General features: G+C 68.1%; 19 protein-coding genes. 11 read left to right on the top strand and 8 right to left on the bottom strand.

Annotation, left to right across the window (positions count from 1 at the left end):
* Positions 1–119: 119 nt before the first annotated feature.
* Complete coding sequence (locus tag AAF430_14130) at positions 120–1,529, bottom strand: DUF3336 domain-containing protein (GenBank protein MEM7411372.1); 1,410 nt, start codon at positions 1,527–1,529, stop codon at positions 120–122.
* A gap of 177 nt (positions 1,530–1,706) precedes the next feature.
* On the opposite strand from AAF430_14130, the gene AAF430_14135 reads away from it, so the two are divergent.
* Complete coding sequence (locus tag AAF430_14135; protein MEM7411373.1) at positions 1,707–3,569, top strand: class II glutamine amidotransferase; 1,863 nt, start codon at positions 1,707–1,709, stop codon at positions 3,567–3,569.
* Here AAF430_14135 and AAF430_14140 read toward each other — a convergent pair.
* Both AAF430_14140 and AAF430_14145 read right to left on the bottom strand, forming a co-directional pair.
* Positions 3,566–4,363: a 20S proteasome subunit A/B gene (locus AAF430_14140; protein MEM7411374.1), complete on the bottom strand. Its 798-nt coding sequence runs from the start codon at positions 4,361–4,363 to the stop codon at positions 3,566–3,568. The two genes, AAF430_14135 and AAF430_14140, sit on opposite strands and share 4 nt — an antisense overlap.
* The gene (locus AAF430_14145) at positions 4,360–7,707 is read right to left on the bottom strand and encodes a transglutaminase family protein (GenBank protein ID MEM7411375.1); all 3,348 of its coding nucleotides are present in this window, start codon (positions 7,705–7,707) and stop codon (positions 4,360–4,362) included. Before AAF430_14145 ends, AAF430_14140 begins: the two co-directional genes overlap by 4 nt.
* Before the next feature lie 214 nt (positions 7,708–7,921).
* Between AAF430_14145 and AAF430_14150 the strand changes: the two genes are divergently transcribed.
* A complete protein-coding gene (locus tag AAF430_14150; protein MEM7411376.1) occupies positions 7,922–8,647 on the top strand; it encodes a mobilization protein in 726 nt (241 codons plus the stop codon).
* A gap of 43 nt (positions 8,648–8,690) precedes the next feature.
* On the opposite strand, the gene AAF430_14155 is transcribed toward AAF430_14150, so the two are convergent.
* The gene (locus AAF430_14155; protein MEM7411377.1) at positions 8,691–10,616 is read right to left on the bottom strand and encodes a DUF3604 domain-containing protein; all 1,926 of its coding nucleotides are present in this window, start codon (positions 10,614–10,616) and stop codon (positions 8,691–8,693) included.
* A gap of 161 nt (positions 10,617–10,777) precedes the next feature.
* Here AAF430_14155 and AAF430_14160 point away from each other — a divergent pair, with 161 nt between their 5' ends.
* The 3 genes from AAF430_14160 to AAF430_14170 all read left to right on the top strand — a co-directional run bounded on the left by AAF430_14160 (position 10,778) and on the right by AAF430_14170 (position 14,196).
* Positions 10,778–11,536 carry an SDR family oxidoreductase gene (locus tag AAF430_14160; GenBank protein MEM7411378.1) on the top strand — a complete coding sequence of 253 codons (759 nt, stop codon included), beginning with the start codon at positions 10,778–10,780 and terminating at the stop codon, positions 11,534–11,536.
* A gap of 69 nt (positions 11,537–11,605) precedes the next feature.
* Positions 11,606–12,946 (top strand): TIGR00366 family protein, encoded by a 1,341-nt coding sequence (locus AAF430_14165; protein ID MEM7411379.1) that lies wholly within the window; start codon positions 11,606–11,608, stop codon positions 12,944–12,946.
* A 74-nt stretch (positions 12,947–13,020) separates the two neighbouring features.
* Complete coding sequence (locus AAF430_14170) at positions 13,021–14,196, top strand: acyl-CoA dehydrogenase family protein (protein ID MEM7411380.1); 1,176 nt, start codon at positions 13,021–13,023, stop codon at positions 14,194–14,196.
* A gap of 2 nt (positions 14,197–14,198) precedes the next feature.
* Here AAF430_14170 and AAF430_14175 read toward each other — a convergent pair whose 3' ends face one another.
* Entirely contained in the window at positions 14,199–15,428 is a 1,230-nt protein-coding gene (locus tag AAF430_14175) for an acyl-CoA dehydrogenase family protein (protein MEM7411381.1), read from the bottom strand.
* Between the two features lie 159 nt (positions 15,429–15,587).
* Between AAF430_14175 and AAF430_14180 the strand changes: the two genes are divergently transcribed.
* From AAF430_14180 to nthA, 5 genes are all read left to right on the top strand, one after another.
* Positions 15,588–16,205 (top strand): TetR/AcrR family transcriptional regulator, encoded by a 618-nt coding sequence (locus tag AAF430_14180; GenBank protein ID MEM7411382.1) that lies wholly within the window; start codon positions 15,588–15,590, stop codon positions 16,203–16,205.
* A complete protein-coding gene (locus AAF430_14185) occupies positions 16,202–17,086 on the top strand; it encodes a metal-dependent hydrolase (protein ID MEM7411383.1) in 885 nt (294 codons plus the stop codon). Before AAF430_14180 ends, AAF430_14185 begins: the two co-directional genes overlap by 4 nt.
* Complete coding sequence (locus tag AAF430_14190) at positions 17,083–18,096, top strand: alcohol dehydrogenase catalytic domain-containing protein (GenBank protein MEM7411384.1); 1,014 nt, start codon at positions 17,083–17,085, stop codon at positions 18,094–18,096. The genes AAF430_14185 and AAF430_14190 overlap by 4 nt, the downstream gene beginning before the upstream one ends.
* Before the next feature lie 47 nt (positions 18,097–18,143).
* Entirely contained in the window at positions 18,144–18,776 is a 633-nt protein-coding gene (gene nthB / locus AAF430_14195) for a nitrile hydratase subunit beta (GenBank protein ID MEM7411385.1), read from the top strand.
* A gap of 76 nt (positions 18,777–18,852) precedes the next feature.
* Positions 18,853–19,440: a nitrile hydratase subunit alpha gene (nthA, locus tag AAF430_14200; GenBank protein MEM7411386.1), complete on the top strand. Its 588-nt coding sequence runs from the start codon at positions 18,853–18,855 to the stop codon at positions 19,438–19,440.
* Positions 19,441–19,453: 13 nt separating this feature from the next.
* On the opposite strand, the gene AAF430_14205 is transcribed toward nthA, so the two are convergent.
* Entirely contained in the window at positions 19,454–20,740 is a 1,287-nt protein-coding gene (locus AAF430_14205) for a RidA family protein (GenBank protein MEM7411387.1), read from the bottom strand.
* Between the two features lie 63 nt (positions 20,741–20,803).
* A complete protein-coding gene (locus AAF430_14210; protein MEM7411388.1) occupies positions 20,804–22,003 on the bottom strand; it encodes a DUF1565 domain-containing protein in 1,200 nt (399 codons plus the stop codon).
* Between the two features lie 313 nt (positions 22,004–22,316).
* On the opposite strand from AAF430_14210, the gene AAF430_14215 reads away from it, so the two are divergent.
* The gene (locus AAF430_14215) at positions 22,317–24,692 is read left to right on the top strand and encodes a tetratricopeptide repeat protein (GenBank protein ID MEM7411389.1); all 2,376 of its coding nucleotides are present in this window, start codon (positions 22,317–22,319) and stop codon (positions 24,690–24,692) included.
* Here AAF430_14215 and AAF430_14220 read toward each other — a convergent pair.
* Positions 24,689–25,432: a hypothetical protein gene (locus AAF430_14220; GenBank protein ID MEM7411390.1), complete on the bottom strand. Its 744-nt coding sequence runs from the start codon at positions 25,430–25,432 to the stop codon at positions 24,689–24,691. The genes AAF430_14215 and AAF430_14220 overlap by 4 nt on opposite strands.
* Between the last annotated feature and the right edge of the window lie 119 nt (positions 25,433–25,551).

The following is a 25,551-nucleotide window of genomic DNA, read 5'->3' on the forward strand; positions in this document are numbered from 1 at the left end:
CCCAAGCGGGTCGGAGCGTGCGGAATTGGGCCATTATCGGCGCGCGCATCGGTTCGTCGAACGCAGTTTCGAGGCGTCGACTGCCGTGAAAGGCGGCACACGGGGCGCAGGTGGTGGAATCATGCGGTGGCGACGGAGCTGGGTTCTGGCCGGAGCCGGACCCGAATCGCGTCGATGCACCGACTCACCTTCGTGCAGTTGCGAACCAGCTCGATCTTCGGCCAGGTCGCCCGTTCGCCTTCGGACACCAGCGCGGAGGCGTCCTCTCGGGAAAGGGGCGAGAGGAAACGTCCCGGCGAGAACAGCCGTTGGCGCGGCACGATGTTGACGTCACTGGTGTAGTCCTGGGTCGCCACGCTGAACCACAGCCGTGTGTAGGTGTCGACCGGGTGCACGCCTCGCACCATCCGCATGGCGAACGGGTACCACGCCCGCAGCCACTCGCGCGTCGCGGTGAGCGACACGTCGACCAGGCGTCCCGGCAACCCCTGGCTGGCATGAGGATCTTGTAGCGCCCAGAGAACGATCGGATTCGCCTGGCTGCTGATGAAGTGGTTGACACCGTAGAGACGAGCCAGGCGCTTCGCGGGCAGGTCGTCGGTGATCGAACCGTCGACCCATTGTCGCGAAGGAACGTAGGGTCTGCGCTTCCCCGAGATGTCCTTCGCCGCGAGCGTGACGGGCGGGAACATTCCAGGGATGGCACACGAGGCCAGCACGGCCTCCCGCAGGAACGCGTTCGGTGAGGTCGAGGCGTTGAGCAGGCGGGAGCGCTGGTGGAGCGATGCGGGTGCCACCGACACGTTGATCTGGCAGCCGGTTTCCTCGAGGGCCTCCTGAAACGTCATGTCCGGGACCACCCACTCGATCATGGCCCGCAGGTCGTCGATCTGGATGCGTGCGCCGCTTCGCTCGCTGGAGCCGCGAAGCAGGTCGAAGGTCTTCGCCACCTCGGTATCGGAGAAGATCCGCTCGAGACCCACCCCCGAGTGGGTGCCCAGCATCGCGGCGACGATGGAGCCAGCGCTCGCACCCGAGATCACCTGCGGGAGGAGGTCCTGCTCGACCAGTGCGCGCGCCACACCGATGTGGAAGGCACCGAGAGAACCCGCGCCGCTGAGCATGAGCGCCGAACGTCCGAAGCAGTCGCTCGCCCGGCGAAAGTACGCCTGCTTCTCTTCGAAGCCGATCTCTGCGGCGGTGATCGATTCCAGGTCGTGGAGTGCCGCCACGATCTCATCGATGTAGTCGCAGACCAGGTGCTTCGTGCCGAAGCGTGCGCGCGCGTAGAGCGCGGGCGAGCCCATGCCTCCCATGTTGCCGTGAAGGCCCTCGTTCAAGTAGTACAGGAGTCGCTGGGCGTCGCCGGAGCCGCGAATCTCGACCAGCTCATCGAAGCGCCGACGGATCACGTCGTGGTCGTAGAGCCGCGTTCGCTGCTCGCTCTTCCAGGCCTCCGCGCCGGACGAGGCATCCTCCGCGAGGGCCTGTCGTTTCCAGTCTTCGTATGTCGCCGGCTCCTGCACCACGCTTGGCTCCCTGACCCCAGAAGAACGCTAGCCGCTCTGTCCTCGCGCGAAGGCATCACGGGCCCATGAAGTCGCGACGAAGCGAAAACACCAGTGCGGATTTCGGCACACTCTCGCCGGTCCCAGCGAAGTGAGGGCGTCGTTCACGCGAAGCAGTGTTTCGATTACGCTGACGCCGTGGATGCCGCACCGGGGCCGCTCAGCGAGCAGATGGCACTGTCGTTCGACGGGCAGGCGTCCCCTGCGATCGCGCTCCGCGGAGAGGTCGAGCACCAGGCGAACCTGCTGCCTTCGAGCTGGGGACTCGGGTGGTACCCGGAGAACCAACGCGCCGCATCCGTGCTTCGGGATTCCGACCTTCCCCAGGCCACGCCGCTCTCGGCGTTCCTTCACCGACGGGGCGATGCGCGCTCCAGCCTCTTCCTCGGGCACACCCGGGGTCTCCAGCCTCGTGGGGAACGCGGCAGCGCGCAGCCCTTCGCCAAGTCCTACGCCGGTCGCCAATGGCTCTTCTCGTGCGCGGGCGACCTTGCGCCCCACCTGAAGACGGCCCTTTCGCTGGACGACTCCTTCGACATCGCGCCGGTCGGCTCGACGCCGGTAGAGCACGCGTTCAGTTGGGTCGTGGCCCAACTCCGTCGGAAGACCGCACGGACCATCGACGAGTTCGGTTGGATCGAGATGCACGGGCTGCTGCGGCGGCTCAACGAGTTCGGGGCGGCGAGCTTTCTGCTCACCGATGGTGTCGACCTGCTTGCGTATCGGGACGCGGAGGATGCGGTCCCGCTCTACTGGACCCGTCGGATTCCGCCTCACGACGTGACCTCCCTCGAGGGTCGCTCCTTCTCGATCACCTACGATGATCCGACGGACGTCTCGCGCACGCTCCTGGCGTTCTCGACCTTGCCGATGCGGGGCGCCGCCTGGAATCCGCTCGAGACGAGTGAGCTGCGCGTGGTACGCCGGGGCGTTTCGGTATGGAGCAGTCATCCCGCCGGCATGGAAGAGCAGGTGTTTGCGCTCGCTCCGCATCGCCACACGAGCCCGGCCGAGCCCGAGGTCATGCACGCGACGGCATCCCAGCAGCAGGGCGCGGCGGCGCCGGTGCTGGCCGCGGGGATCACGCCCGACTTCGCGAACCTCACGGTCCGGCACGAGACGATCTACCGCTACGACCAGCCCATCGAGCGCAGCTCCCACCGCTTCTGCCTGCGACCGGTCGAAGACGAGCGACAGAAGGTGCTCGACCATTCACTCGAGATCTCGATCGACGGGATGCAGCGAGACTTCGAAGACGTGTTCGGAAACCGCGCCACGATCTTCGAGGTGACGACACCCTTCCAGGAGATGCGAATCGTCTCGCGGTCGGCCGTGCGCGTCGAGGGGGTGCTCGCGTCGCGGCTGAAGTCGCCGCTGCGCCGTGACCAGATCCCTCTGGTCTGGATGCCGTGGCAGCGTCAGATGATGCAGGCGTATTTGATGCCGCCCGAGCTGCCGGAGCTCGAGCTGCGTGAACTCTCGGAGTTCGCGATGAGCTTCGTGGAGCGTTGCGACCACGACCTCGTAGAGACGCTCCTCGACCTGAATCGAACCATCTATCGCGACTTCGGCTACCTGCCGGGCTCGACCACGGTAGAGACCACGCCCTTCCAGGCCTATGTCCAGCGCCGCGGCGTGTGTCAGGATTTCGCGAACGTACTGATCTGCGTCGCGCGCCTCCTCGGCGTTCCCGCCCGCTACCGCGTCGGCTACATCTACACGGGCGGCAGCTACGAGAACAAGATCCAGTCCGACGCCTCCCACGCCTGGGTCGAGGTCTATCTGCCGTGGACGGGATGGTTCGGCTTCGACCCGACGAACGGGTGCCTCGTCGGTGCCGATCACGTGCGCGTCGCCTGCGGGCGACAGTTTCGCGACGCGGCGCCGACCTCGGGCACGATCTACCGCGGAGGGGGTTTCGAGACCCTGGAGGTGGGGGTGCAGGTCGAGCGACTCACCGACGACGAGCTCGGAGAGCGCGGAATCATCCTTCCCAGCTAGCTGGGCTGCTCCGGGTTCGGCACGAAGTTCGCGCTGGGATCCATCGGTGGGGCTGTGCTGGGGAGCGGCGCGGGAAAGGCGGGGAGCTTCGCGAAGCTCTCGGCGAAGCCCCGTTGCCAGGCCTCGCGGACCTCGTGGTAGTAGGGCGAATCGGACTCGATCCGAAACGGCGTCGGCGGTGCGAAGTGGTCCGTCGGGTAGAGCGCGAAGTCGAATGGCGCCGCTACCGTGATGTTCGAGCGCACGGTGGCATCCATCGAAACCAACGCGAGCTTCGCTGCCTCCGATAGGGGCAGCGACTTGCGGACCAGCCGATCGAGCACGGGCTTCCCGTACTTCGTCTCGCCGATCTGGAGATAGGGAGTCTCGTCCGAGACTCCGATGTAGTTGCCCTGCGGGTAGATGAGGCGCAGCTCCGGTGGACCTCCTCGGATCTGGCCTCCGAGAATCAGGGTGACCTCGCCGGTCACGCCACTGCGAGCGAGCGCGGCACCGTGTTTCTCCTGGATCTCGCGGGACAGGCGACCCACGTACTCGGCGGCCTCGAAGACGCGACCGGCTGTCGAGAGGGAGGCGCCGTTCGGGGGGAACGCGAGGTCTCGCTCGATTCGATCGATGAGCTCGCGCGTGGTCGCGAGACTGCCCGCGGCGAGCAACACGAACGAGCGATCCTGGGCCGGCGCGAAGACATGGAGCTTGCGATAGCTCGTGACGTAGTCGACGCCGGCGTTCGTCCGTGTGTCCGCTCCGAATACGATGCCCTCGTCCACCTGGATCGCGACGCAGTAGGTCATCGGGGCCCGCCGCCCGTGGTGCTGGCCCAGCGGAGGTCCAGGATGTGGGGGAAGTGCGGGTGGGGGCGCAAGGGAATCGGGTCGAACGCGCCCTGTTGGTGGCCCCGGGCTTCGAAGCGCGCCAACCGGCGGCTCTCTGCCGCGGGGGCATTCACCGGACGTACTTCGGAAGCGCGCCCGCCCGGGTGCACGACGTGGTAGGTGCAACCGGCGACGTTTCGTCGATTCCACGTGTCGTAGAGATCCACGTGCAGGGGCGAGTGCACCCCGATGCGCGGGTGAAGACAGTGGGGTGGTTGCCAAGCGCGATAGCGCACACCGGCGATGAACTCACCGTTCGTCGCCGTCGGTTGCATCGGCACCTCGAAGCCGTTGCACAGGACCTTGTAGCGCTCCTCGACGAACCCGTACGCCTTCACCTGAATGCGCTCGACCGACGAGTCGACGTAGCGCGCTTGTCCGCCGGCTGCCGATTCCTCCCCGAGGACGTGCCAGGGTTCGAGGGCTCCGCGCACTTCGAGGCGCGTGGAATCGAGGGCCACCTCGCCGAAGCGAGGAAATCGGAATTCGAAGTGCGGGGCGAACCAATCAGGGTCCAGGTCGAAACCCGCGGCTCGGAGCTCTTCGAAGACCTCTCGGAGATCGCTTTCGACCCAGTGGGGCATCATGAACTGGTCGTGCAGGGCGGTTCGCCATTTGATCAGCGGACGCTCGTCTGGGCTGCGCCAGAACTTCGCGAGCAGCGAGCGTACGAGCAGCTGTTGGACGGCGCTCATGCGCTCGTGGGGCGGCATCTCGAACGCGCGGAGCTCGACGAGGCCGAGCCTTCCCGTCGGACCCTCCGGCGAGTAGAGCTTGTCGATGCAGAACTCGGCTCGGTGGGTGTTTCCCGTGACGTCGATGAGCACGTTCCGCAGGACGCGATCGACGAGCCAAGGCGCGACCGGCAGCTCGTCCTTGCGCGGAAGCTGGGCCAGCGCGAGCTCGAGTTCGTAGGCCGAATCGTCGCGTGCCTCGTCGACACGGGGTGCCTGGGAGGTAGGACCGATGAACCTGCCGCTGAAGAGGAAGGAGAGGGAGGGGTGGTTGTGCCAGAAGCGGAGGAAGCTCCCGAGGACGTCCGGGCGTCGGAGGAAGGGACTGTCGGCGGGCGTCAGACCGCCGAGCACGACGTGGTTGCCCCCGCCCGATCCAATGTGGGTGCCATCGACCTCGAACTTCTCCGCGATGAGCTTCTCGTGACGCGCCGCTTCGTAGAGCTCCTCGCTCTGACGCACGGCACCTCGCCAAGAGGTCGTCGGTGGGACGTTCACCTCGATCACCCCTGGGTCGGGCGTGATCCTGAACTCTCCGAGCCGGGGGTCGCGCGGAGGCGGGTAGCCTTCGAGCTGAACCGGAAGATCGAATTCGGCGGAAGTGTCCTCGATGGCCGCGATCAGCTCGATGAAGGGCTCGACGCGAGTGAGCGGCGGCAAGAAGACCTTGAGCTGGCCGCCCCGCGGCTCGACACAGAGCGCGCTGCGCACGATTCCGGGGGCCGACTCGAACGGGAGTGGCGGTGAAGCGCGCAAGCCTTCCGTCGCCGCATCCGTGCCGGTGAGACCCGAGCGGCGCTCCTGGAGTCGGGGCGACGTCTCGGCGAAGCGCCCAGGCTCGCCGAAGGGACGCGGCAGGGCAGGTCGCGGGGCGTACGGATCGAGGTCGCTGGAAAGCGGGAGGTCGCCTGGCGCCGCCCAGGGCTGGGACTCGAGCGGCAACCGGAATCCCATCGGCGAGTCCCCCGGGATCAGGTAACAGCGCTCCGAGCGCAGGAACCACTCACCGGTTTGCCACGCGCCGACATGCTCGAGGGGGAGCACCCAGCCCACGATCGAGGCGAGTCCCTGCTCGAAGATGCGCGCGAGTCGCGCGCGCTCGATCGGATCCTCGAGCTTCGAGTCGTGGGGGTCGACGTTGGTTGGGAGGCGACGCTCGCGCCAGAGGTGATACCAGGCGTCCTCGTATGCATCGATCCAGCGGTACTCCCGCAAACCGAGGCGTTGCGCGAGCCGATCGCCGAAGCGGGCCGCGTCGTCGACATCGTGCCCGTAGCTCCGGCCCGACTCGGCGAGGCGCGACGGATCGCGCCACAGCGGGTACCCGTCGTTGCGGTAGTAGCATCCGTAGGCCCAGCGCGGCAGCTGCTCCCCCGGGTACCACTTTCCCTGCCCGTGTTGGACAACGCCGCCCGGTGCCCAGAGCTGCATCAGGCGTCGCGTGAGGCGATCCGCGATCTCCGCCTTTCGACCGCCGAGTGCCTCCGTGTTCCATTCAGGCGCATCCGGTTCCTCGGAACTCACGAAGGTCGGCTCACCGCCGACACTCAACCGGACGTCATCGTGGGCAAGCTCCGCGTCGATCCGATCCCCGAGTTCGAGGATCCGCTGCCATCCTTCGTCGGTATAGGGCTTCGTGATCCGCGCATGGTCCACTACGCGCTGGACGTGCATGTCGAACTCGAACTCGGTCTCGACTTCCTCGACCACCCCCGACACGGGAGCCGCCGAAGACGGGTTCGGCGTCGCCGCGAGCGGAATGTGTCCTTCCGCGGCCAACAGCCCGGAGGTGGGGTCGAGTCCGACCCAGCCCGCGCCGGGAATGAAGCACTCGCACCAGGCGTGCAGGTCGGTGAAGTCGCGCTCGGGGCCAGGCGGTCCTTCGAGGGGCTTCTGGTCCGGCTTGAGTTGGATCAGGTAGCCCGAGACGAAGCGGGCGGCGATGCCCATGCGCCGAAGCACCTGGACCAGGAGCCAGGCCGAGTCGCGGCAGGAGCCGCGTCCGAGCTGCAGCGTCTCGTCGGGCGTCTGCACGCCGGGCTCCATCCGGATGACGTAGTCGACGGCAGCGGAGACCGCGCGGTTCGTTTCGACGAGCAGATCGTTGGTTTCGCGCGCGGTCCAGTCGAGCCCCTCGACGAACGCGGCAAGAGCGGGGGACGCGGGGAGCGTCACGAGGTAGGGCTCGAGGTCGGATCGCCATTCCTTGTCGTAGACGAAGGGCCACTCGCGAACCGACTCTTCGAGGAAGTAGTCGAAGGGGCTGTAGGCCTCGAGGTCGACGACCAGATCCACCGAGACCTCGAAGCGCTCGATCTTCTCGGGGTAGACCACCCGCGCGAGATAGTTGCCGTGCACGTCCTGTTGCCAGTTCAGGTAGTGCCCGTCGGGTCGGACGTCGAGGCTGTAGCGATGGACCGGCGTTCGGTTGTGCGGGGCGGGGCGGAGCCGAATCGTCTGCGGCCCGAGTTGCACCGGGCGCGCGTAGCCGTAGCTCGTGCGGTGATGGAGGGCGACGCGAATGGCCAAGGGAGGAATCCTCTGCGGGGCCCTGCAAGGATCACGAACCGCGTTCGGACCGCCAGGCGTTTTCACGCCGCTTCCGCGCTTGCCTGGGCCGCTCTCGGTCCATGTGCGCGGAGAACGGCGCATCGCGTTGCACATCCCGAGAAAGTTCGCGCCCGGCGCGCAGGCGAACCGACGCCTTCGGCTAGGTTTCCCGCTCACCGACGGGAGCAAGCGAATGGGCCGAGTGCACTGGATCGGCGGCGAGAAGGGAGGCGTCGGCAAATCGGTCGTCGCCCGCTTGCTCGCCCAGTACTGCATCGATCGAATGATCCCCTGGTCGGGTTTCGACACCGATCGGTCGCACGGCGCACTGCTTCGCTACTACAGCGAGTACACGCAGCGACTCGACGTCACCGAGATGGAAGAACTCGACGCGGTCGTGGATCAGCTCGAGGCGGGAGTCGAGGAGGTGGTCGTCGATCTCGCGGCGCAAACCGAAGCTCCGCTCTTCGAGTGGCTCGGGGCCGGAGACGTCATCGCGCTACTCGAGCAGCTCGGGCATCAGTCCTGGTTCTGGTATGTCGTGGACGACGGCAAGGATTCGGTGCAGCTGCTCTCGTCGCTCCTCGATCGGCTCGGCCGCTCGGGGAACGTCGTGTGCGTGCTCAACCGCGGGCGAGGCCGAGACTTCATGCTCTTCGAAGAAGCGAAGCTCGCGCAACGCGTCGAGGAGAGCGGGGGGGACGTCATCGAGCTTCCCGCACTGCACCCGGGTTCGATGCTCAGGATGGACGCCTACGACAAGAGCTTCTGGGCCGCGATCCACAACGACGACGCGACCCGCGGTCCCTGCCTCACGCTGATGCAGCGCCAGCGAGCGAACGTGTTCGTGCGCACGGCTCACGCGAACTTCTACGGACTCTTCCGCGAGCGCGCGAAGCGCAGGGGCGCCGCCGCATAACCCATCGCAGTTTCGCGGGGCGCGCTCGATCGTCGATGGCTGGCTAAGGGGTCGGGGCCCGCCTCGGAGTTACCCAGATCGCGGACGTGACGGCGCGCTCTTGCAGCGACTTCGGAGCCGGGGCGTTCACGCCGAGCAGGGCGGCGGCGTAGGTGGTGTGGCGCGGCGTCGGGATCTCGATGACCCGTGCGTAGTAGAGGGCTTCCTCGGCCGGATCGAAGTCCGGGTCCTGCCACATGGCGGTGAGCTGGGGGGCGCCGATCTCGTTCGTGTAGCTGGCCTCGTCGACGTTCACGGTGTTGCCGACGGGGGCGATGCCTCCGTCGGTGGGGGACTCCAGGCGTCCATCGGAGGCGGCCACGTCGTAGATGCGTTCGTGGGTCTTGCCGTCGGCGTCGACCCAGGCCTTGATGATCTGCGCGCGGTCGAGGTGCGCGCCGACCGGGTCCTTCAGCGCGACGACGACGAAGGTCGGCGACGTGTCCTGCTTCGCGTCGAGGGTGCCTCCCATCGGCACGCCCTCGCGGTAGGCGGTTTCGAGCCAATCGCCGCGGAGCAGGTCGCCCGGGTAGTCCCAGCCCGCGAAGAAGCGCACCGACATGCGCGGACCCGACGTGGCGTAGGTCTCCTTACGCTGCATGGCATCGAAGACCGACGGTCGGGTGTTGGCCTCGGCCCAGACCGCCACCAGCCCCGCCGCGCCGTAGACCCGCCAGGGAATGCGCTCGTAGGGCAGGATCGAAGCCTCGCCGACACGCTGGGCCGGGCTCCCGTCCATGAGCGGGAGCTTCCCGTGGTAGTTGTCCTCCTCGACCGAGAAGCTGGCGTTGTGGCTGTCGCTGCTTCCGATCACCCCGAAGCGGAACGGGTTCCAACCTTCGCGGTGGGCGAAGCCCAGGCCGGTGCGCAGGGCGTCGCGCGCGTAGCTGCCCTTCGGTTGGCTCGGCGGCGAATCGGCGGACATCACCGTCGTCATCAGCTCGAAGTCGGCGAAGGTGTCTTCGGGGGAGAGGTCGGGGTGGGTCTCGGAGGTGCCCTTGATCTGGAAGATCTCGACGATCGGTTCGTTGCGACCGCGCATCTCCGCGTAGGCGGCGTCGAAGGGCTCGCCCGCGAACTTCGTGGCCTCGAACATCCGGCCGTCGCTCACGTTCGAGTTGTGCGGAATCGCGAGTACCGGCATACCGTCGGCGCGCTGGGCGTCGAGGGCCTGCCAGAGGTCTTCCGGGTTCTCGGAATCGAGGGAGGAGTACGGGTAGTCCGGCACCTGGTTCGAGCGATAAACGACGTTGCGGTGGAGGTTCCGCGCCTCGGGCATCGAGGACCACTCGTAGGCGATGAAGCTGGTGAAGCGACCCGGGTCGTTGTGGCGCTCGGCGGCTTCGACCACGCTCTGCCAGGCGGAGCGGGAAACCTCCTCCATCCCCGCTCCCCCGAACGCTGCGTGGCGCTTCTCGCGACTCGACATCTGGCTGAAGACGATGCGGCCGAAGTGCCAGGTCATCCGCAGCGGGCTGCCCGACCGCACGACCTCTCGGAGTGCATCCGATTCGGCCTGTCCGCCGTCGGCCTGGTGTCGCGCGACGCCGAGGTACTCGGAGTGGTCGGTGACGGCCCCGAAGTCGAGCGGGCGCTGGGCGCGGATCGGGTAGCCGAGGGCGTGTTCGATCGTGCCGCCCTTCATGTAGTGATAGGCGTCATCGGGCAGCGCGCGTACCCCCATCGTGAAGGCGTCGTAGGAGAGCGCGGTGTGGATGTGGAGATCGCCCCAGAGCAGGTTGCGGTGGGGATCCGCCTCCACCACGGGGCGCTCGGGCGGCGGCGCCACCGTGGCCGGGTCGAAGGCCACGTCCAGGGTCGGGTCGTCGTAGCTGCCGCAGGCCAGCTGGGCCGACGCGAGGCCGCTGAGCATCGAAAGCCCCAGCGCAAGGGATCGCGAGCACGAGAACGAACGACGCGCGGTCTTCATGAACCGAGGGCTCCTCTCCGCGCCCCACGCCGCACGATCACGGGAGTGGGCCGGTTTTACATTGCGCGCACAATGTAACTTGACGTAGGATGCACGCGCAACGCAGGTTTTCCCGGGGCGGCGCGCAAGGGCCGGGCCCGGCATGCATCAGGAGGCACGCGATGGGTTTCCCGGGAATCGAAGGCAAGGTGGCGATCGTCACCGGTTCGGGGGGTGGCATCGGTGAGGGCTACGCCCGAGCACTCGCGCGAGAGGGTGCGCGGGTGGTCATCGCGGAGATCGACAAAGAGAAGGGCACGCGGGTGGCCGACGCCCTGCGCGCCGAGGGTGCCGAGGCCACCTTCGTCGAAGTCGACGTCAGCTCTCCCGAGTCGACGACGGCCCTCGCCGCCGCCACGGTCGACGCCTTCGGGGGCATCGACTTTCTCGTGAACAACGCTGCGATCTTCGGCGACATGAAGCTCGACTCGCTGGTGAACGTCGACTGGGACTACTACCAGAAGTTCATGGACGTCAACGTGAACGGTGCCTTGCTGTGCACCCGCGCTTGCGCGAAGAGCATGAAGGAGCGCGGGGGCGGCGCCATCGTGAACCAGTCCTCGACCGCCGGGTGGATGGGCGTCGGCTTCTACGGGCTCTCGAAGGGCGCCACGAACAGCCTCACCCACTGTCTCGCGCGCGAGCTCGGGCACGCGAACATCCGCGTGAACGCGATCGCGCCGGGGCCGACCGATACAGACGCGCTCGACAAGCAGGTGCCCGACGCGTATCGCGACCAGCTCGTGGCCGGGTTGCCGCTGGCTCGACTCGGGACGCCCGAAGACATGGCCGACGCCTGCCTGTTCCTGCTCTCGGACGCGGCGAAGTGGGTAACCGGGCAGATCTTCGCGGTGGACGGGGGCCAGATCACCCGGGGTTAGCGTCGAGGACACCGTGGGGCGTCGTCCCGCGTCTGCCGAACCCCCGGATTCCAGGGCTAACCTGCCGCCATGTCGCTCTCGCTCGATCGTCTGGCGCGGCCCTTCGTCACCTTCTCGGAGCGCTACTACCCCGACCCCTTCGTCTTCGCGATCGGGCTCACTGCGCTGACGTTCGGACTGGCGGTGACCGCGACGCCGACGACGGCCCAGGAAGCGCTCGAGATCTGGGGCGGCGGGCTCACGAACTTCCTGGGTTTCGCGATGCAGATCTGCATCGTCCTCGCGACGGCGCATGCGCTGGCCCACACCGACGCCGTGCGCCGCGGAATCGATCGCGTCGCACGCTGGCCACGCTCACCCGGGCAGGCCTACGCGTGGATCGCGCTGCTCTCGGGCATGGCGAGCATGGTGGCCGGCGCCCTCGGGCTCGTCGTCGGTGCGCTCGGTTCGCGCGCGATCGCGCGCGAGGGACGCGCGCGCGGGCTCCGCCTGCACTTCCCACTGCTCGTGGCGAGCGCCTACGGCGGCTTCCTGATCTGGCACATGGGTTACTCGGGCACCGCGCCCCTCGCGGTTGCGACCCCGGGCCACACCCTCGAAGGGGTGATGGGCATCCTGCCGATCACCGAAACCACCTTCGGCGCGTGGAATCTGGGCATCGCGGCCGTGACGCTCGTCGCGGTTGCCGCGGCGTGCAGCTTGTTGGCGCCACCCGAAGCCGAGGTCCTCGAACTCGAAGCGCCGCCCGACGCCGAGGCCGAGCCCGTCGTGGTCCCCGACACCCCTGCCGCACGACTCGATGGCGCGCGCTGGCTCTCGGTGCTGCTGGGTCTCCTATTCCTCGCGTTCGTCGTGTCCTGGTTCCGGAGCCGGGGCTTCCAACTCACCCTCGACCTCGTGAACTGGACGTTTCTCGCGGCCGGGCTCCTGCTCGCGCGTTCGCCCCGGCACTACCTCGCGCTGATCGCCGATGCGTGTCGAACCCTCGGCCCGGTCATTCTCCAGTACCCGCTCTACGCCGCGATCGTCGCCTTGATCACCCAGACCGAACTCGTCGGCCTGTTCTCGGACGGCTTCGTCGCCGTGGCGACGCCCCGCACCCTGGGCTTCTGGGCGTTCGTCTCCGGCGGCGTCTTGAACGTCTTCGTGCCGTCCGGGGGAGGGCAGTGGGCCGTGCAAGGCCCCATCTTCTTGCAGGCGGCGCGCGAGCTCGGCGTCCAGGACACGGTGATCGTGATGGGCGTCGCCTACGGAGACCAATGGACGAACATGATCCAGCCCTTCTGGGCCCTGCCGTTGCTCGCCATCGCGGGCGTCAACGCGCGCGCGATCATGGGCTACTGCTTCGTGATCTTCCTCGTGGGATTCGTCTGCCTCGGCGGTGGTTTGCTGGTGTGGGGTGCGGGCTAGCCGCGGGGGCTGCGTCGCGACTGCGCTAGTTTGGGCGGTCCATTCGACCCGAGACACGGACCGAGGACGCCCCCATGCTCGAACGCGACTTCACCGAAGAACAGCAGATGTTTCGCGCCGCCTACCGCCAGTTCCTGGCGACCGAGGTGGTGCCCTACATGGAGAAGTGGCGCGACGCCGGCATCGTCGACCGCGAGGTGTTCCGCAAGGCCGGCGAACAGGGGTTCCTGATGGTCTGGCCCGACGAGAAATACGGCGGCATGGGCGATCCGGACTTCCGCTTCGAGCAGGTGATCATCGAAGAAACGGCCTATGCCCGCGCCAACGACTGGTACAACTCGCTCCACAGCCGTCTGGTGGGTCCCTACCTGACGCGCTTCGGTTCCCAGGAGCAGTGTGATCGCTTTCTCCCGAAATGCGTGAGCGGCGAGACGGTCCTGGCGATCGCGATGACGGAGCCCGACGCGGGCTCGGATCTCGCCGGTATGCGCGCCACCGCGGTGGAGCACGACGACCACTGGGTCCTCAATGGGACGAAGACCTATATCTCGAACGGGATCAACGGCGACCTGATCGTCGTCGCCGCGAAGACCGGCTCGAGTGAAGAGCGCCATGCGATGACCCTCTTCCTCGTCGAGCGCGGGATGGAGGGCTTCGAGCGCGGACGCAATCTCAAGAAGATGGGTCTGAAGGCCCAGGACACCGCCGAGATCTTCTTCAAGGACGTGAAGGTGCCGAAGGCGAACGTGCTCGGTGAGCCGGGCCGCGGCTTCTACTACCTGATGGAGGGCCTGGCCGAGGAGCGCTTGATCGGGGCCTGCGGCTATCTCGCCGCCGCCCAGTGCTCCTTCGACCTGACCCTCGAGTTCGTGAAGGACCGGCAGGTGTTTCAGAAGCCCCTGGCGGCCTTCCAGAACACCCAGTTCCAGCTGGCCCAGTTGCGCACCGAGCTCGACCTCGCGCAGACCTACGTCGACCAGTGCGTCGCGTCCTTCAATCGCGGAAAACTGTCGGCGGTCGACGCGGCGAAGGCGAAGCTCGTCACCTCCGAACTCCAGGTGAAGTCTGCGGACGTCGGGGTGCAGCTCCACGGCGGCGCCGGCTACATGGACGAGTATCCGATCTCGCGCCAGTACACGGATGCCCGCATCGCACCGATCTACGCGGGGACCTCCGAGGTGATGAAGATCATCATCAGCCGCGACGTCCTCGGCGACGGCTACGAGCCCTTCAACAAGCGCAACTTCTGAGGCTAGGCGCTCGCGCTGGCGTTGAGCGCGTCGCGAATCGTCAGCTTCCCCAGCTGCGACATGTGGACCTCGTCAGGGCCGTCGGCGATCCGACAGAAGCGCGCCTGCAGGAACACCTCGGGGAGCAGGGTGTCCTGAGACACGCCCATCCCGCCGAACACCTGGATGGCGCGGTCGGCGACGTTCTGGGCCATCTGGGGCGCCACGATCTTGACCATCGCGATGTGGTGGCGCGCTCCGGCCACGCCCTCGCGGTCCATCTTGTCCGCAGCGGCGAGCACCAGGAGCCGGCACTGCTCGATCTCGCAGCGGGATCGCGCGATCTCGTGCTGCACGCTCGTCTTGTCGCTGAGCGGCTCGCGGAAGGCGACGCGTGACGTGGCGCGCTCGCACATGAGTTCCAGGCAGCGCTGGGCAAGCCCGACGAAGGTCATGGCGTACTGGAAGCGCCCGGGCCCGAGGCGTCCCTGGGCGATCTCGAAGCCGCGTCCCTCGCCGAGGATCAGGTTCTCGACGGGCACCCGCACGTCTTCGAAGACGCAGTCGCCCTCGCCCCGAGGCGAGTGGTAGCCGCCGAACGCGCGCAGCGGCCGTTCGATGCGAAAGCCGGGGGTGTCCGTCGGCACCAGGATCGTCGAGTGCTGCTGGTGACGATCGTTCTCGGGGTTCGACTTCCCCATCACCAGCATCACCTTGCAGTCGGGGCTGATGACACCGGTGGTCCACCACTTCCGGCCGTTCAAGACGTAGTGATCGCCGTCGCGTTCGATCTCGAGCTCCATGTTCGTCGCGTCCGACGAGGCGACCTGGGGCTCGGTCATCGCGTAGGCCGAGCGGATCTCGCCGTCGAGCAGCGGCTGCAACCAGCGCTCCTGCTGCGCGGGCGTCCCGTACTTGCACAGCACTTCCATGTTGCCGCGGTCGGGCGCGCTGCAGTTGAAGATCCCCTGGGCCCAGGTGACCCGCGACATCGTCTCCATCAGCGGTGCGATCTCGAGATTGCTGAGACCGGGGCTCCAGGGCGCGTACTCCTTCGGCAAGAAGAAGTTCCAGAGGCCCTGTTCGCGCGCCTTGCCTTTGAGTTCGGACACGAAAGGCGGCGATTGCCAGAGGTTCGTGTGATCCGAGACGAAGGCCTCGTACTCGCGCTCGCGCGGGAAGATGTGCTCGTCCATGAACGCCTGCAGGCGCGCGCGGATCTCGGTGACTCGTTCGCTGGGTTCGAAGCTCATCCAGGCCTCCGGGGGTGAGTGGCGAATCGGGGCCCCGGGCTTCCCCGGGAGACCGCCCAAGGTTCCACGTTTCCTCGGCTTTTTCACTTCCCGCCGACCAGAGGCAGGCCTCGGGTCTTTTGATTTACATCATTAAAAAAATGGTGTAAAACTTACCCGATGCCGCGTCCCGCCATGCCCGCCGAAGCCGTCGCCGCCACCCGCGCGGCGCTCCTCGACGTCGCCGAGTCGCTCTACGAGGCGGGCGGGCACGAGGCCATGTCGTTTCGCGCGATCGCCTCGGCCTACGGCTGCAGCAACACGATGCCCTACTCGTACTTCGATTCGAAGGCGGCCATCGTCGACGCGCTGCGGATTCGCGCGTACCGCTGGATGCAAGGCGTCCTCGAGAAAGCGGTGGTGTCGACTCCCGACGCCTTGGAAGCGCTTGGCGCGCTCGCGCGGGCCTACGTCGCGGCCGCAGCCGAGCGCCCGCGCATGTACGAGCTCCTGTACTCGTCGCACGGCGCGATTCGCGAGACCGACCCGGCGTTGGTCGAGGCGAAGCTCGGAGCGTTGTCGGTGTGTCGCCGGGTCATCGAGGCCGTTGCCGAGGAGTCCGAGTGGGCACTGCGCGCGAACCCGGAAACCACCGCCCACCTGTTCTGGGTGGCGGCCCATGGACTCGTGTCTCTCGAGGAGGGCGGCTTCCTCGTGTTGGGACCCCGCATCGACGAACTCTTGCCCGTGCTGTTCACGGCGCTGTCCGTCGGCATGGTGGAGCAGAAGGACGCATGAGCGAGCTGCCTCGAGAGGGCGACATCGTCGTTCGCCAGATTCCCTTCGCCTTCCCGGACGATCTCGATCCGCTCTGGAGTTCGCACCACGAGTGGTCTCACATGGTGAACGGGACTTCGCTCACCATGCCCTACCTGGAGCCCTTCCTGATCGCGACCTTGAAGGAAGGGATCGAGCTCACCGACGACCCCGCTGTGAAGAGAGAAGCACGCGGTTTCATGGCCCAGGAGGCCCAGCACTACAAGACCCACCGGCGCTACAACGAGCTGCTGAAGGCCCATGGCTACCCCGAACTGGCCGAGATCGAGGTGGCGATGGAACGCAGCTACGACCGGTTGCGGAAGCGCTCGCTCACCTACCGCCTCGCCTACGCCTGCGGGTTCGAGACGATGACGCTGGGTGTCACCAACTGGCTGATCTCGGATCGAAAGGCGCTCTTCGGCGGCACCGACACCCGCGTCGCCTCCTTCATCCTGTGGCACTTCGTCGAGGAGGCCGAGCACAAGCGCGCAGCCTTCGACGTCTACCAGGCGGTGCGCGGGCAGTACTGGCCGCGGCTGCTGGGGGTGTTCACGGGTTCGTTCCACGTGCTCTGGTGGGCGCGGAAGGGCACCGTCGCGATGCTGAAGGCCGACGGGCGCTGGCACGACTGGCGATCGCGTCTGCGGCTGTGGCGGCGTACGGCCGACTTCTTCCGCGCGGCGCTCCCGGTCATCCTGCGCAGCGCGAGTCCCTGGCACGATCCGCGCAACGAACCCGATCCGCCGTGGGTGCGCGACTGGATCGCCGGCTATGCGGCCGCAGATCCGGGCCGCGCTCCGCTGCTCGATACCGACGATCCCGAACTCCCCATCCCGTTCGCGATGAAAGGAGCCGCATGAAGGCCCTCAAGCTCTCGGCGCCCCGGGGTGCCGTTTCCCTCGAAGACGTGGCCAAGCCCACGCCCGGCGCGGGCGAAGTGCTGATCCAGGTCGAGGCCTCCGGGCTGTGTTACACGGACGTCCACCTCTGCGACGGCGACTGGGCCCTCGTCGAGGACGTCATGAAGCGCGATCTCACCCTCGGCCACGAGGCGATCGGGGTGATCGAGGCCATCGGCCCGGGCGTCACCGAGCGCACGGTCGGAGAGCGCGTCGCGGCGCCCTTTCTGCGGGCCGCCTGCGGGACCTGCAAACAGTGTCGCCGCGGCGAGGAGAACCACTGCCCCGGCGCGACGACCCTCGGCATGACCCACGACGGTTCCCACGCGGAGTACGTCGTGGCGGTCGCAGACTTCGTGGTCCCGGTCCCCGACGGTGTGGCGCCCGAACAGGCGGCGCCGCTGGCGTGCGCCGGCATGAGCGTGCTCGGCGCGCTCCGCAACGCGGGCGTCGGCGTGGGCACCGGGCTCGGTGTGATCGGTGTGGGCGGCCAGGGCCACTTCGCGATCCAACTCGGCAAGGCGATGGGGGCGACGGTCGTGGCGATGGACCTCGACCCGGAGAAGGTGGAGTTGGCGACGAAGCTCGGCGCCGATCGCGCCCTGTGCGTGTCCGACGCCGCCTTGCTGCCCGAACTCATGGGGTTGGGACTCGACGTCGTGGTCGTCACGGCGCCCTCCCACGAAGCCCACGCCCTGGCGCTCGCCGTCGCCGGGCATGGCGGCACGATCTCGCTGTGCGCGGTGCCGGGGGGCGAGACCCCGATCTCGATGACCGCCTGTGCCTTCAAGGGGCTGAAGCTCCTGACCCAGGCGGTGGCCACGCGTCAGGAGCTGACCGACATCCTGGAGCTCGCGGCGCAGGGCAAGATCGAATCCCACGTCGAGACGCGCCCGCTGGAACGCGGCCCCGAAGCGATCGCCCAGCTGCGCGACCGCGGCGTCGTGGGCCGCATCGTGTTGGTGCCCTGAGCGACCGGACATCGCGGGAGCCGCCGCCGGTCGCGTAGAATGCGCCCATGGACGGGATCCACGACCTCGGCGGCATGGTGGGCTTCGGCGCCATCGATCCGGAGGGCGACGAGCCCACCTTTCATGCGCCCTGGGAGGCCACGGCGTTTCGCATCAACGTTGCCGCGATCGCGCTGTTGCGGGCCTACAACACCGACGAGTACCGCCACGCGATCGAACGCATGGAGCCGGTGCACTACCTCCAGGCGCGCTACTACGAGCGCGTGCTGACGGGGGCGACCAGCCTGCTGGTCGAGAAGGGCGTCCTCGACCACGCCGATCTCGAGCGGCGCGCCGGGGGACGTTTTCCCCTGGCGCTGCCGGTGCACGCCAACGCAGACGAGGGACGGTCCGAGCCCGCGGCTCCGCGGTTCGCCGTGGGGGACGGGGTGATCGTGCGCCGCGACCACAAGCCCGGGCACACGCGCGCGCCGCGCTACGTCCGAGGACAGCCGGGCGTCGTGGTCCACGTCGCGCCGGCGTTTTGGTATCCCGACGCCAGTGCGCACGGGCTCCCCGGTCGACGCGAGCCCACCTATCACGTCGAGTTCGAAGCCACGGCACTCTGGGGCGACGCGGCCGAGCCCGATGCCCCGGTCGTCGTGGATCTGTGGGAGAGCTATCTGGAGCCCCGGTCATGAAACGGGACCCCAATCGTGAGTTCGGAGTCCCCTTCGTGAGCTCCGAGTCCGGTACCTTGAATCGGGAGTCCGTGGCGTGAGTGAATCTCCGATCGCGAGCCCGAAAGCTCGGGCCGAAGCCGTCGTCCAGGCGCTGCGCGAGCAGGGGCAGCTCCCCGAAGGCGCCCTGGAAACCGTCGAGGCCATCGAGGAGCGCCTCGATTGGCACAACGGGGCGCGCGTCGTCGCGAAAGCGTGGACCGACCCGGGCTATCACGCCCGACTCCTCGCCGATGGAACCACCGCATGCGCGGAGCTCGGTTTCGAGGGGCCCCAGGGCGAGTACATCGTGGTGCTCGAAGACACGGACACCACGAAGAACGTGATCGTGTGCACCCAGTGCTCGTGCACCGCCTGGCCGGTGCTCGGCCTGCCCCCCGACTGGTACAAGCGCCCCGAGTACCGCGCGCGCGTGGTCCGCGAACCGCGCCGCGTGTTGCGCGAACTCGGGCTCGATCTCGCGCCCGAGATTCGGGTGCGCGTGTGGGACACCACCGCCGAGACACGTTTCCTCGTGTTGCCCCAGCGTCCGGCGGGTACGGAGAGCTGGAGCGAGGATGACCTCGCGGAGCTGGTGACGCGCGAATCGATGATCGGGATCGCGCGGGTGCCCGCGCCGGGCTGAGCCCGGACGACCGCTAGGTCGTGGATGCCGGTGCGGGTCGCAGGGCGAGCACCTCGGTCTCGCACAAGAGATCCGGTCGGCACACGGTGGCGGCGACCAGGGCGTGGGGGAACCCGTCGAACCCCGCCGCTCGCAGCTGCGCACGCAGACGCTCGGCGTCGGCCGGGTGCTTCAGGTAGGTGATCGCCGAGGCGATGTCGCCGAAGCCCGCGTCCTGGCGTTCCAGCAGCGTCGCGACGTTCAGGAGCATGCGCTCGACCTGGGCCTCGAGATCGCCGGCGTGCACCGTTTGCCCGGCTTCGTCGATGCTCGCCGTGCCCGACACGTACAGGGCGACCTTGTTCGCCTCGGCGACACGGAGGCCCCGCACGAAGTCCGAGCCGTAGACGGGCGCTTCGTTCAACGTGGGCGTCGTCATCACCGTGCGTTCGGGCGCCCCGGGACCGCTCGTCGCGATCGCGGTCAGGCCCAGGCACAGGTCGTGATGCTCTGGAACCGGGGCGCCGCCGATGCCGGTACTCGCCGGCGGCGGATCGATGGACCGCTCGGCGAAGAAGTCACGTCGCGCCCGGTTGAAGGCGTCGTAGTCGCGTTCCATCTCGCGCAGATGGATCCAGGTGCGCGCCACGTCTTCGAAGCCGAACCCCGCGTCCGCGAGCAGCCGATCCGACGCCCGGAACATGGCCCGTGTTTGCGCGTAGGCGTCCGCGCCGGAACCGACGATTCCGTGGGCCGTGAAGCGGCGCTCCTCACCCAGGGTGATGCGTTGTCCCGGCGCAGGCGGGCGCGCAGGGGCCTCGTCGCGCACCGCGAAGGACTCGAAGCGTGCCGGCTCCGTCGGAACCCAGGCCTGCAGCGAGAGCTCGAGCGGCGCGTCCGCCTGCAGCGGCGGCTGGCGAACCTCGAGGGTGGGCGGCGTGGGATCACCTTTGGCCGCCCCGACGACCTGCGCACGTGCCGCGCGCACGGCCTCGGCATCCGACGTGTGGCGCAAGAAGCAGAACTCGCTCGAGATCGCGTCGAACCCGGTGCCGGCGGTGGCGAGGGCCTCGCCGACGGCCCTGTAGAGAGCGCGCGCCTGACCGCCCACATCCGGGTTCGCTGAAACGGGGGCCGCGTGCAGGTAGAACTCCTGCGCAACGGGACCCTTCCAGCGACGGAGCGTGACGCGGCAGCCTTGTGCCTCGAGCGTCTCGGCGGGCGAAAGCGGCGACACGCGGATCCTCAGCGCGGGAGCGACGCCCAGAGCTGCGGCGCCGAGCTCGCGCACCACGCGCGGCCGATCGAATCGATAGCGCACCGCGGGCCCGCCCGTCCTGGGGACGAGCGGGCGCCGCGAAAGCGACTCAGGCCGAGTGCGTCCTCAGCAGCCGTCCGTCGGCAACAGGCCGTCGGGCTGCGACGAGAAGAAGGTGAGATCGCTCGGGCGGTTGCCCTGGAAGCAGTTGCCGATTCCGGGCTCCGGCCCTGCCGGCGGCGGGGTCTGGAAGTAGAGGATGTCCACCGGCGGCAGCGGGATCGGCGGCACGCCGCCCGCGTTGTCGATGAACCGGTTCGCGAAGATGCTGTTGTTGTTCGCGGAGGGATCGGCGACCGGTGGCCGGTTGATACAGTTGCGACTGGGATCCCCGAGCGCCACGGCGGTACACCACCCCAACACGCCGAGCCCGACGAAGTCGTTCCCCTTGATGCGGTTCCACGCCACCACGTGGTCGGAAACGCCGAGTAACAACACGCCCACGCCCGGGTTCAAGCCGGCCTGGAAGGACTGCGGCGGGGCCGGGTTCGGCAGGTTGTTGTCGTAGATGTTGTTGAACGCGACGATCCAGTTTTCCATCACGGCCTGCGGCGGGTTGCCGGCCGCATTCGGGTGGAAGAGGCCCACGCCCACCGTGTTGTCGTGGATCTTGTTGAAGGTGACCCACACGTTGTTGGCGACGGTGATCTCGAAGCCGATCGTGCTGTTGAACATCTCGTTGCCGACCACGCGGACGTTCTCGCCGCCGGCCACCCACATCGCGGTGTCGAGCGAGCCGTAGGAGACGTTGGCCGCGACCAGGCCGTTCGCGGACAGGGTCGGGTAGATGCCGTTGTTCAGGTTGTTGACCGACTCGTTCCGGATGAACTGGAAGTCGTCGACCCAGCGCGTCTGGATCCCGTTCACCGGGAAGCCCTCGACGGTGAAGCCGCGCAGGTAGAAGCCCTGCAGGCGCGTCGGGCAGGTGCCTTCGTCGTCGTCGTACTCGCAGCCGGGAGGCGCCGCGTAGATGCCCGTCTCCTGACTGCCGTCGTGGAGGATGCGGACCTTGCCGGCTTCGCCGAGGTGCCGGCGCACCTTGCCGATCAGGCGGATGTCGTCCTTCTCGATGCGAAGGCCGTACAGGCCGTTCGGATCTTCCTGGTAGGTGCCGGGCCAGACGAGCACCGTGTCGCCCGGCGAGGCGGCATCGAGTGCCGCCTGAATCGACTCGCCCGGATGGACGCGGTGGATCGCCGCGGTCGCGGCGCTCGCCGTGACGAGCAGCGCGATTCCGAGCAGAAGGGATGTGCAGCGCAGTTTCATCGGGTTCTCCGCAATCGGCCGTGGGCCGAATCCGACGTGGATGAGCAGGGGAGGGGCAACTTCCCGCGTTCCCTTTCTACGCGGAAAGGCTTTCCCCTGTCAATTTCAGAAGCGGGGAAGGCAGGTTCCAGCCGCGCCGCCCGGCTCGGTCGGCTCCGCCCGGTCGGGGTCGGCGGTGCGGCCGGCCCGGTTTGACTTCGCTCGGCTGGATCCACCACAATCCGGCCGAACCCGCGGGGCCACGGCCACATCGCCCCGACCCTGCCCGCGCTCCGGCATTCTCGCCGCGCCCTCCCAACAGGTCCCCAACTCTATGGCCCTCCGCTCCACCGCGCGCGCCGCGACCCGAAACGCCTTTGCGCGCGGTGCCTTTGCCGTGCTCGCCGGTCTCCATTGGCTGGCCTGCGAAGCCGCCCAGACGCCGATCGCGTTTCCGAGCGCCGCGTCCGGCGCGCTCGAGATCGCCTATCCGCTCGATCAAACGCTGTTTCCCCCGGAGATCGCGGCTCCGACGGTGGTCTGGGAGGATGCGACCGACGGCGTGGCGCGGTGGGAGGTGTTCGTGCGCGCCGGTTCGCTCGAACTCCAGGCCTCGGCCGCCGAGCCGCGCTGGCAGCCCAGCGAAACCGACTGGAGCCGGATCAAGGAAGCGAGCGTCGCGGCCGACGCCGAGCTGGCCGTCGTCGGAGTCGCGGAGGGCGGGGCGCGGTCGTCCGCGACCGTCCGCGTCCGCACCTCCACCGACCCGGTCGGCGACGCGATCTTCTACCGCGAGGTGCCGCTGCCCTTCATCGACGCGGTGCAGGATCCCTCCCAGATCCGCTGGCGCTTCGGACAGGTCGACTCGGTGGAGCGACCGCCGATCGTGCTCACCGACCTGCCGGTCTGCGGCAACTGCCACTCCTTCTCCGACGACGGCGCGACCCTCGGGCTCGACGTCGACTACGGCAACGACAAGGGCGGCTACGCGATCCTGCCCGTCTCGAAGGAGATGGTGCTCGACGACGAGAAGATCATCACCTGGAGCGACTACCGCCGCGACGACGGCGAGGGCACGTTCGGCCTGCTGTCCCAGGTGTCGCCCGACGGTCGCTACGTGATCAGCACGGTGAAGGACCGCGCCGTGTTCGTCGCGACGCCGGGCATCGAGTTCTCGCAGCTCTTCTTCCCCATCAAGGGGATCCTCGTCGTCTACGACACCCAGACGGGCACCTACACACCGCTGCCCGGCGCTGACGACCCGGAGTACGTCCAGAGCAACCCGACCTGGAGCCCGGACGGCAAGACGATCGTGTTCGCGCGTTCGAAGGCCTATCGCAAGGAGGCGATCGAGAACGCGCCCGGCATCCTGCTGTCCGAACACGACGTGCCCGAGTTCATCGAGGACGACGAGCCGTTCCAGTTCGATCTGTACCGCATCCCCTTCAACGAGGGACGCGGCGGCCAGGCCGAGCCGATCGAAGGCGCGTCCCACGACGGCAAGAGCAACTTCTTCGCGAAGTTCTCGCCCGACGGGAAGTGGATCGTCTTCTGCAAGGCCCAGAACTACATGCTGCTCATGCCGGACAGCGAGCTCTTCATCATCCCGGCCGAGGGCGGCGAGGCGCGGCGCCTGCGCGCGAACACGCCGCTCATGAACTCGTGGCACAGCTTCTCCTCGAACGGCCGCTGGCTCGTGTTCTCGTCGAAGGCCTACACGCCCTACACCCAGCTCTTCCTCACCCACATCGACGAAGCAGGGCGCTCCACGCCGCCGGTGGTGCTCGATCGCTTCACCGAGCCCGATCGCGCCGCGAACATCCCCGAGTTCGTGCCGATCCCGGCGGCTTCGATCGCGAAGATCCAGGAGCAGTTCCTCGACGCCTATTCCTTCCTGCGCGCGGGCATGGCGAACGAGCGCACGGGCAACTACCCGGGCGCCGTGCGCTCCTACGAGCGCGGCCTCGCCGTCGAGCCCGAGAACGTCGAACTCTTGAACGCCCTCGGCTTCTCGCTCTTCCAACAAGGGAAGAGCGACGAAGCGGTGGTCGCCCTCGAACGCGCCGTCGACATCGACCCGGAGCACGCGAAGTCCCACAACAACCTGGCCCTCGCGTCGATCGACCTCGGCGAGCTCGAGATCGCGGAGGTCCACTACCGAGAGTCCCTCGCGATCGAGCCCCAGGCCGCCGTCTACAACGACCTGGGTTTCGTGCTGGAGCGTCAGGGGATCCTCGAAGAAGCGGTCGAGATGTACCGCAAGTCGCTCGCGCTGGATCCCGACTCGGCGGCCGCTCACTACAACTTCGCGGCCTACCTGTCTCGCGTCGGAGAGTACGCCGAAGCCGAGACCCACTTCCGGGCGGCCCTCGAGCAGAGCCCGAACAGCCAGACCCACAGCGGCCTGGGCTTCGTCCTCGGGCAGCAGGGGCGCGGCGAAGAAGCGGTCCGCAGCTTGAACGCCGCGATCGACGCCGACAAGAACAACGCCGTCGCCTACGAACACCTCGCCGCCCTCTACGTCGAGCAGGGGAAGTTCGACGAAGCCGCCGGCGCCTACCGCCGCCTCACGCGCGCGCGTCCGAGCGCCAGCGCCCACGCCGGGCTCGCCGACGTGTTGGATCGACTCGGGCGGCCCCAGGAAGCCGCACGCGAGCGCGAGCTGGCGCGGATGTTCGAGCGCGGAGGCGCCGGAGCGCCCGGCTCCTAGGGAAGGGGCAGCGTGATCTGGCCAGCGAGCGCCAGTGCGCCTTGCGCCACTGCGGCCAGCCATGCGGTCTCGCCCGCCAGGAGCGAGCCGCCCAACGCGAGTACCGCGACGGCGAGCGCGACGTCGAACACGACATAGGCGAGTGGCCCATCGATTCCTTGCCGGCGGTCTGCGGACGCGTCGGAGAGCGCGGGCCCCTGGGCCGCGATCGCCGCGGTGAGCGCTCTCCAGCCGCCGCGCGGCGGGGTCGTGAGGTCGAGCTTGCGGGTCATCGGGTTCCACAGGAAGTGCTCACCGACCGCCCAGCGATCGCGTCGGCCCACGAGCTTCTCGACGAAGCCGCGTCCACCATCCGGGCTCTCCACCGCCGGGTCGATGGCGAACGCGAGGACGGTCACCCACATCGGGTCTTCGCTGTTCGGCTTGCGCTCGATGCGGCGCTCCTCGAACGCGACGCCTCGAATCGCCGACCAGGCCAGGAGGTGGTCCGAGGCGCCGATTCCGCCCAACCCCACCGAACCGGCATACAGTCGCAGGCCCTCGGGAAGCAGATCGAGGAGCGGCTTCGCCGGACCCCGCAGCGCCGTCGCGCCGAGGCCCACGAGCAGGGCGCCCAGCCCGCCGAACAGCGGCCAGCTGCCGGCACCGGTCTCGCGCATCAGGCACGCCACGCCCAAGAGGCCCAGGGACAGGGTCCAGGTCGCCCGCCAGACGCCGCGCCGATCCTCGTGAAACCGCACCTCTTCCCTAGCGGCCGAACGCGGCGGGTACTGGACGGCCGGGCCCCGGGGCCGCTAGCGACCGCAGGCGGCGGCTCGATAGACTGCCCCTTCCGCTGCGGCGACCGCCGTGCGGCTCT

Source organism: Myxococcota bacterium (genome assembly GCA_039030075.1).
In the GTDB taxonomy this organism is placed as follows: domain Bacteria; phylum Myxococcota_A; class UBA9160; order UBA9160; family SMWR01; genus JAHEJV01.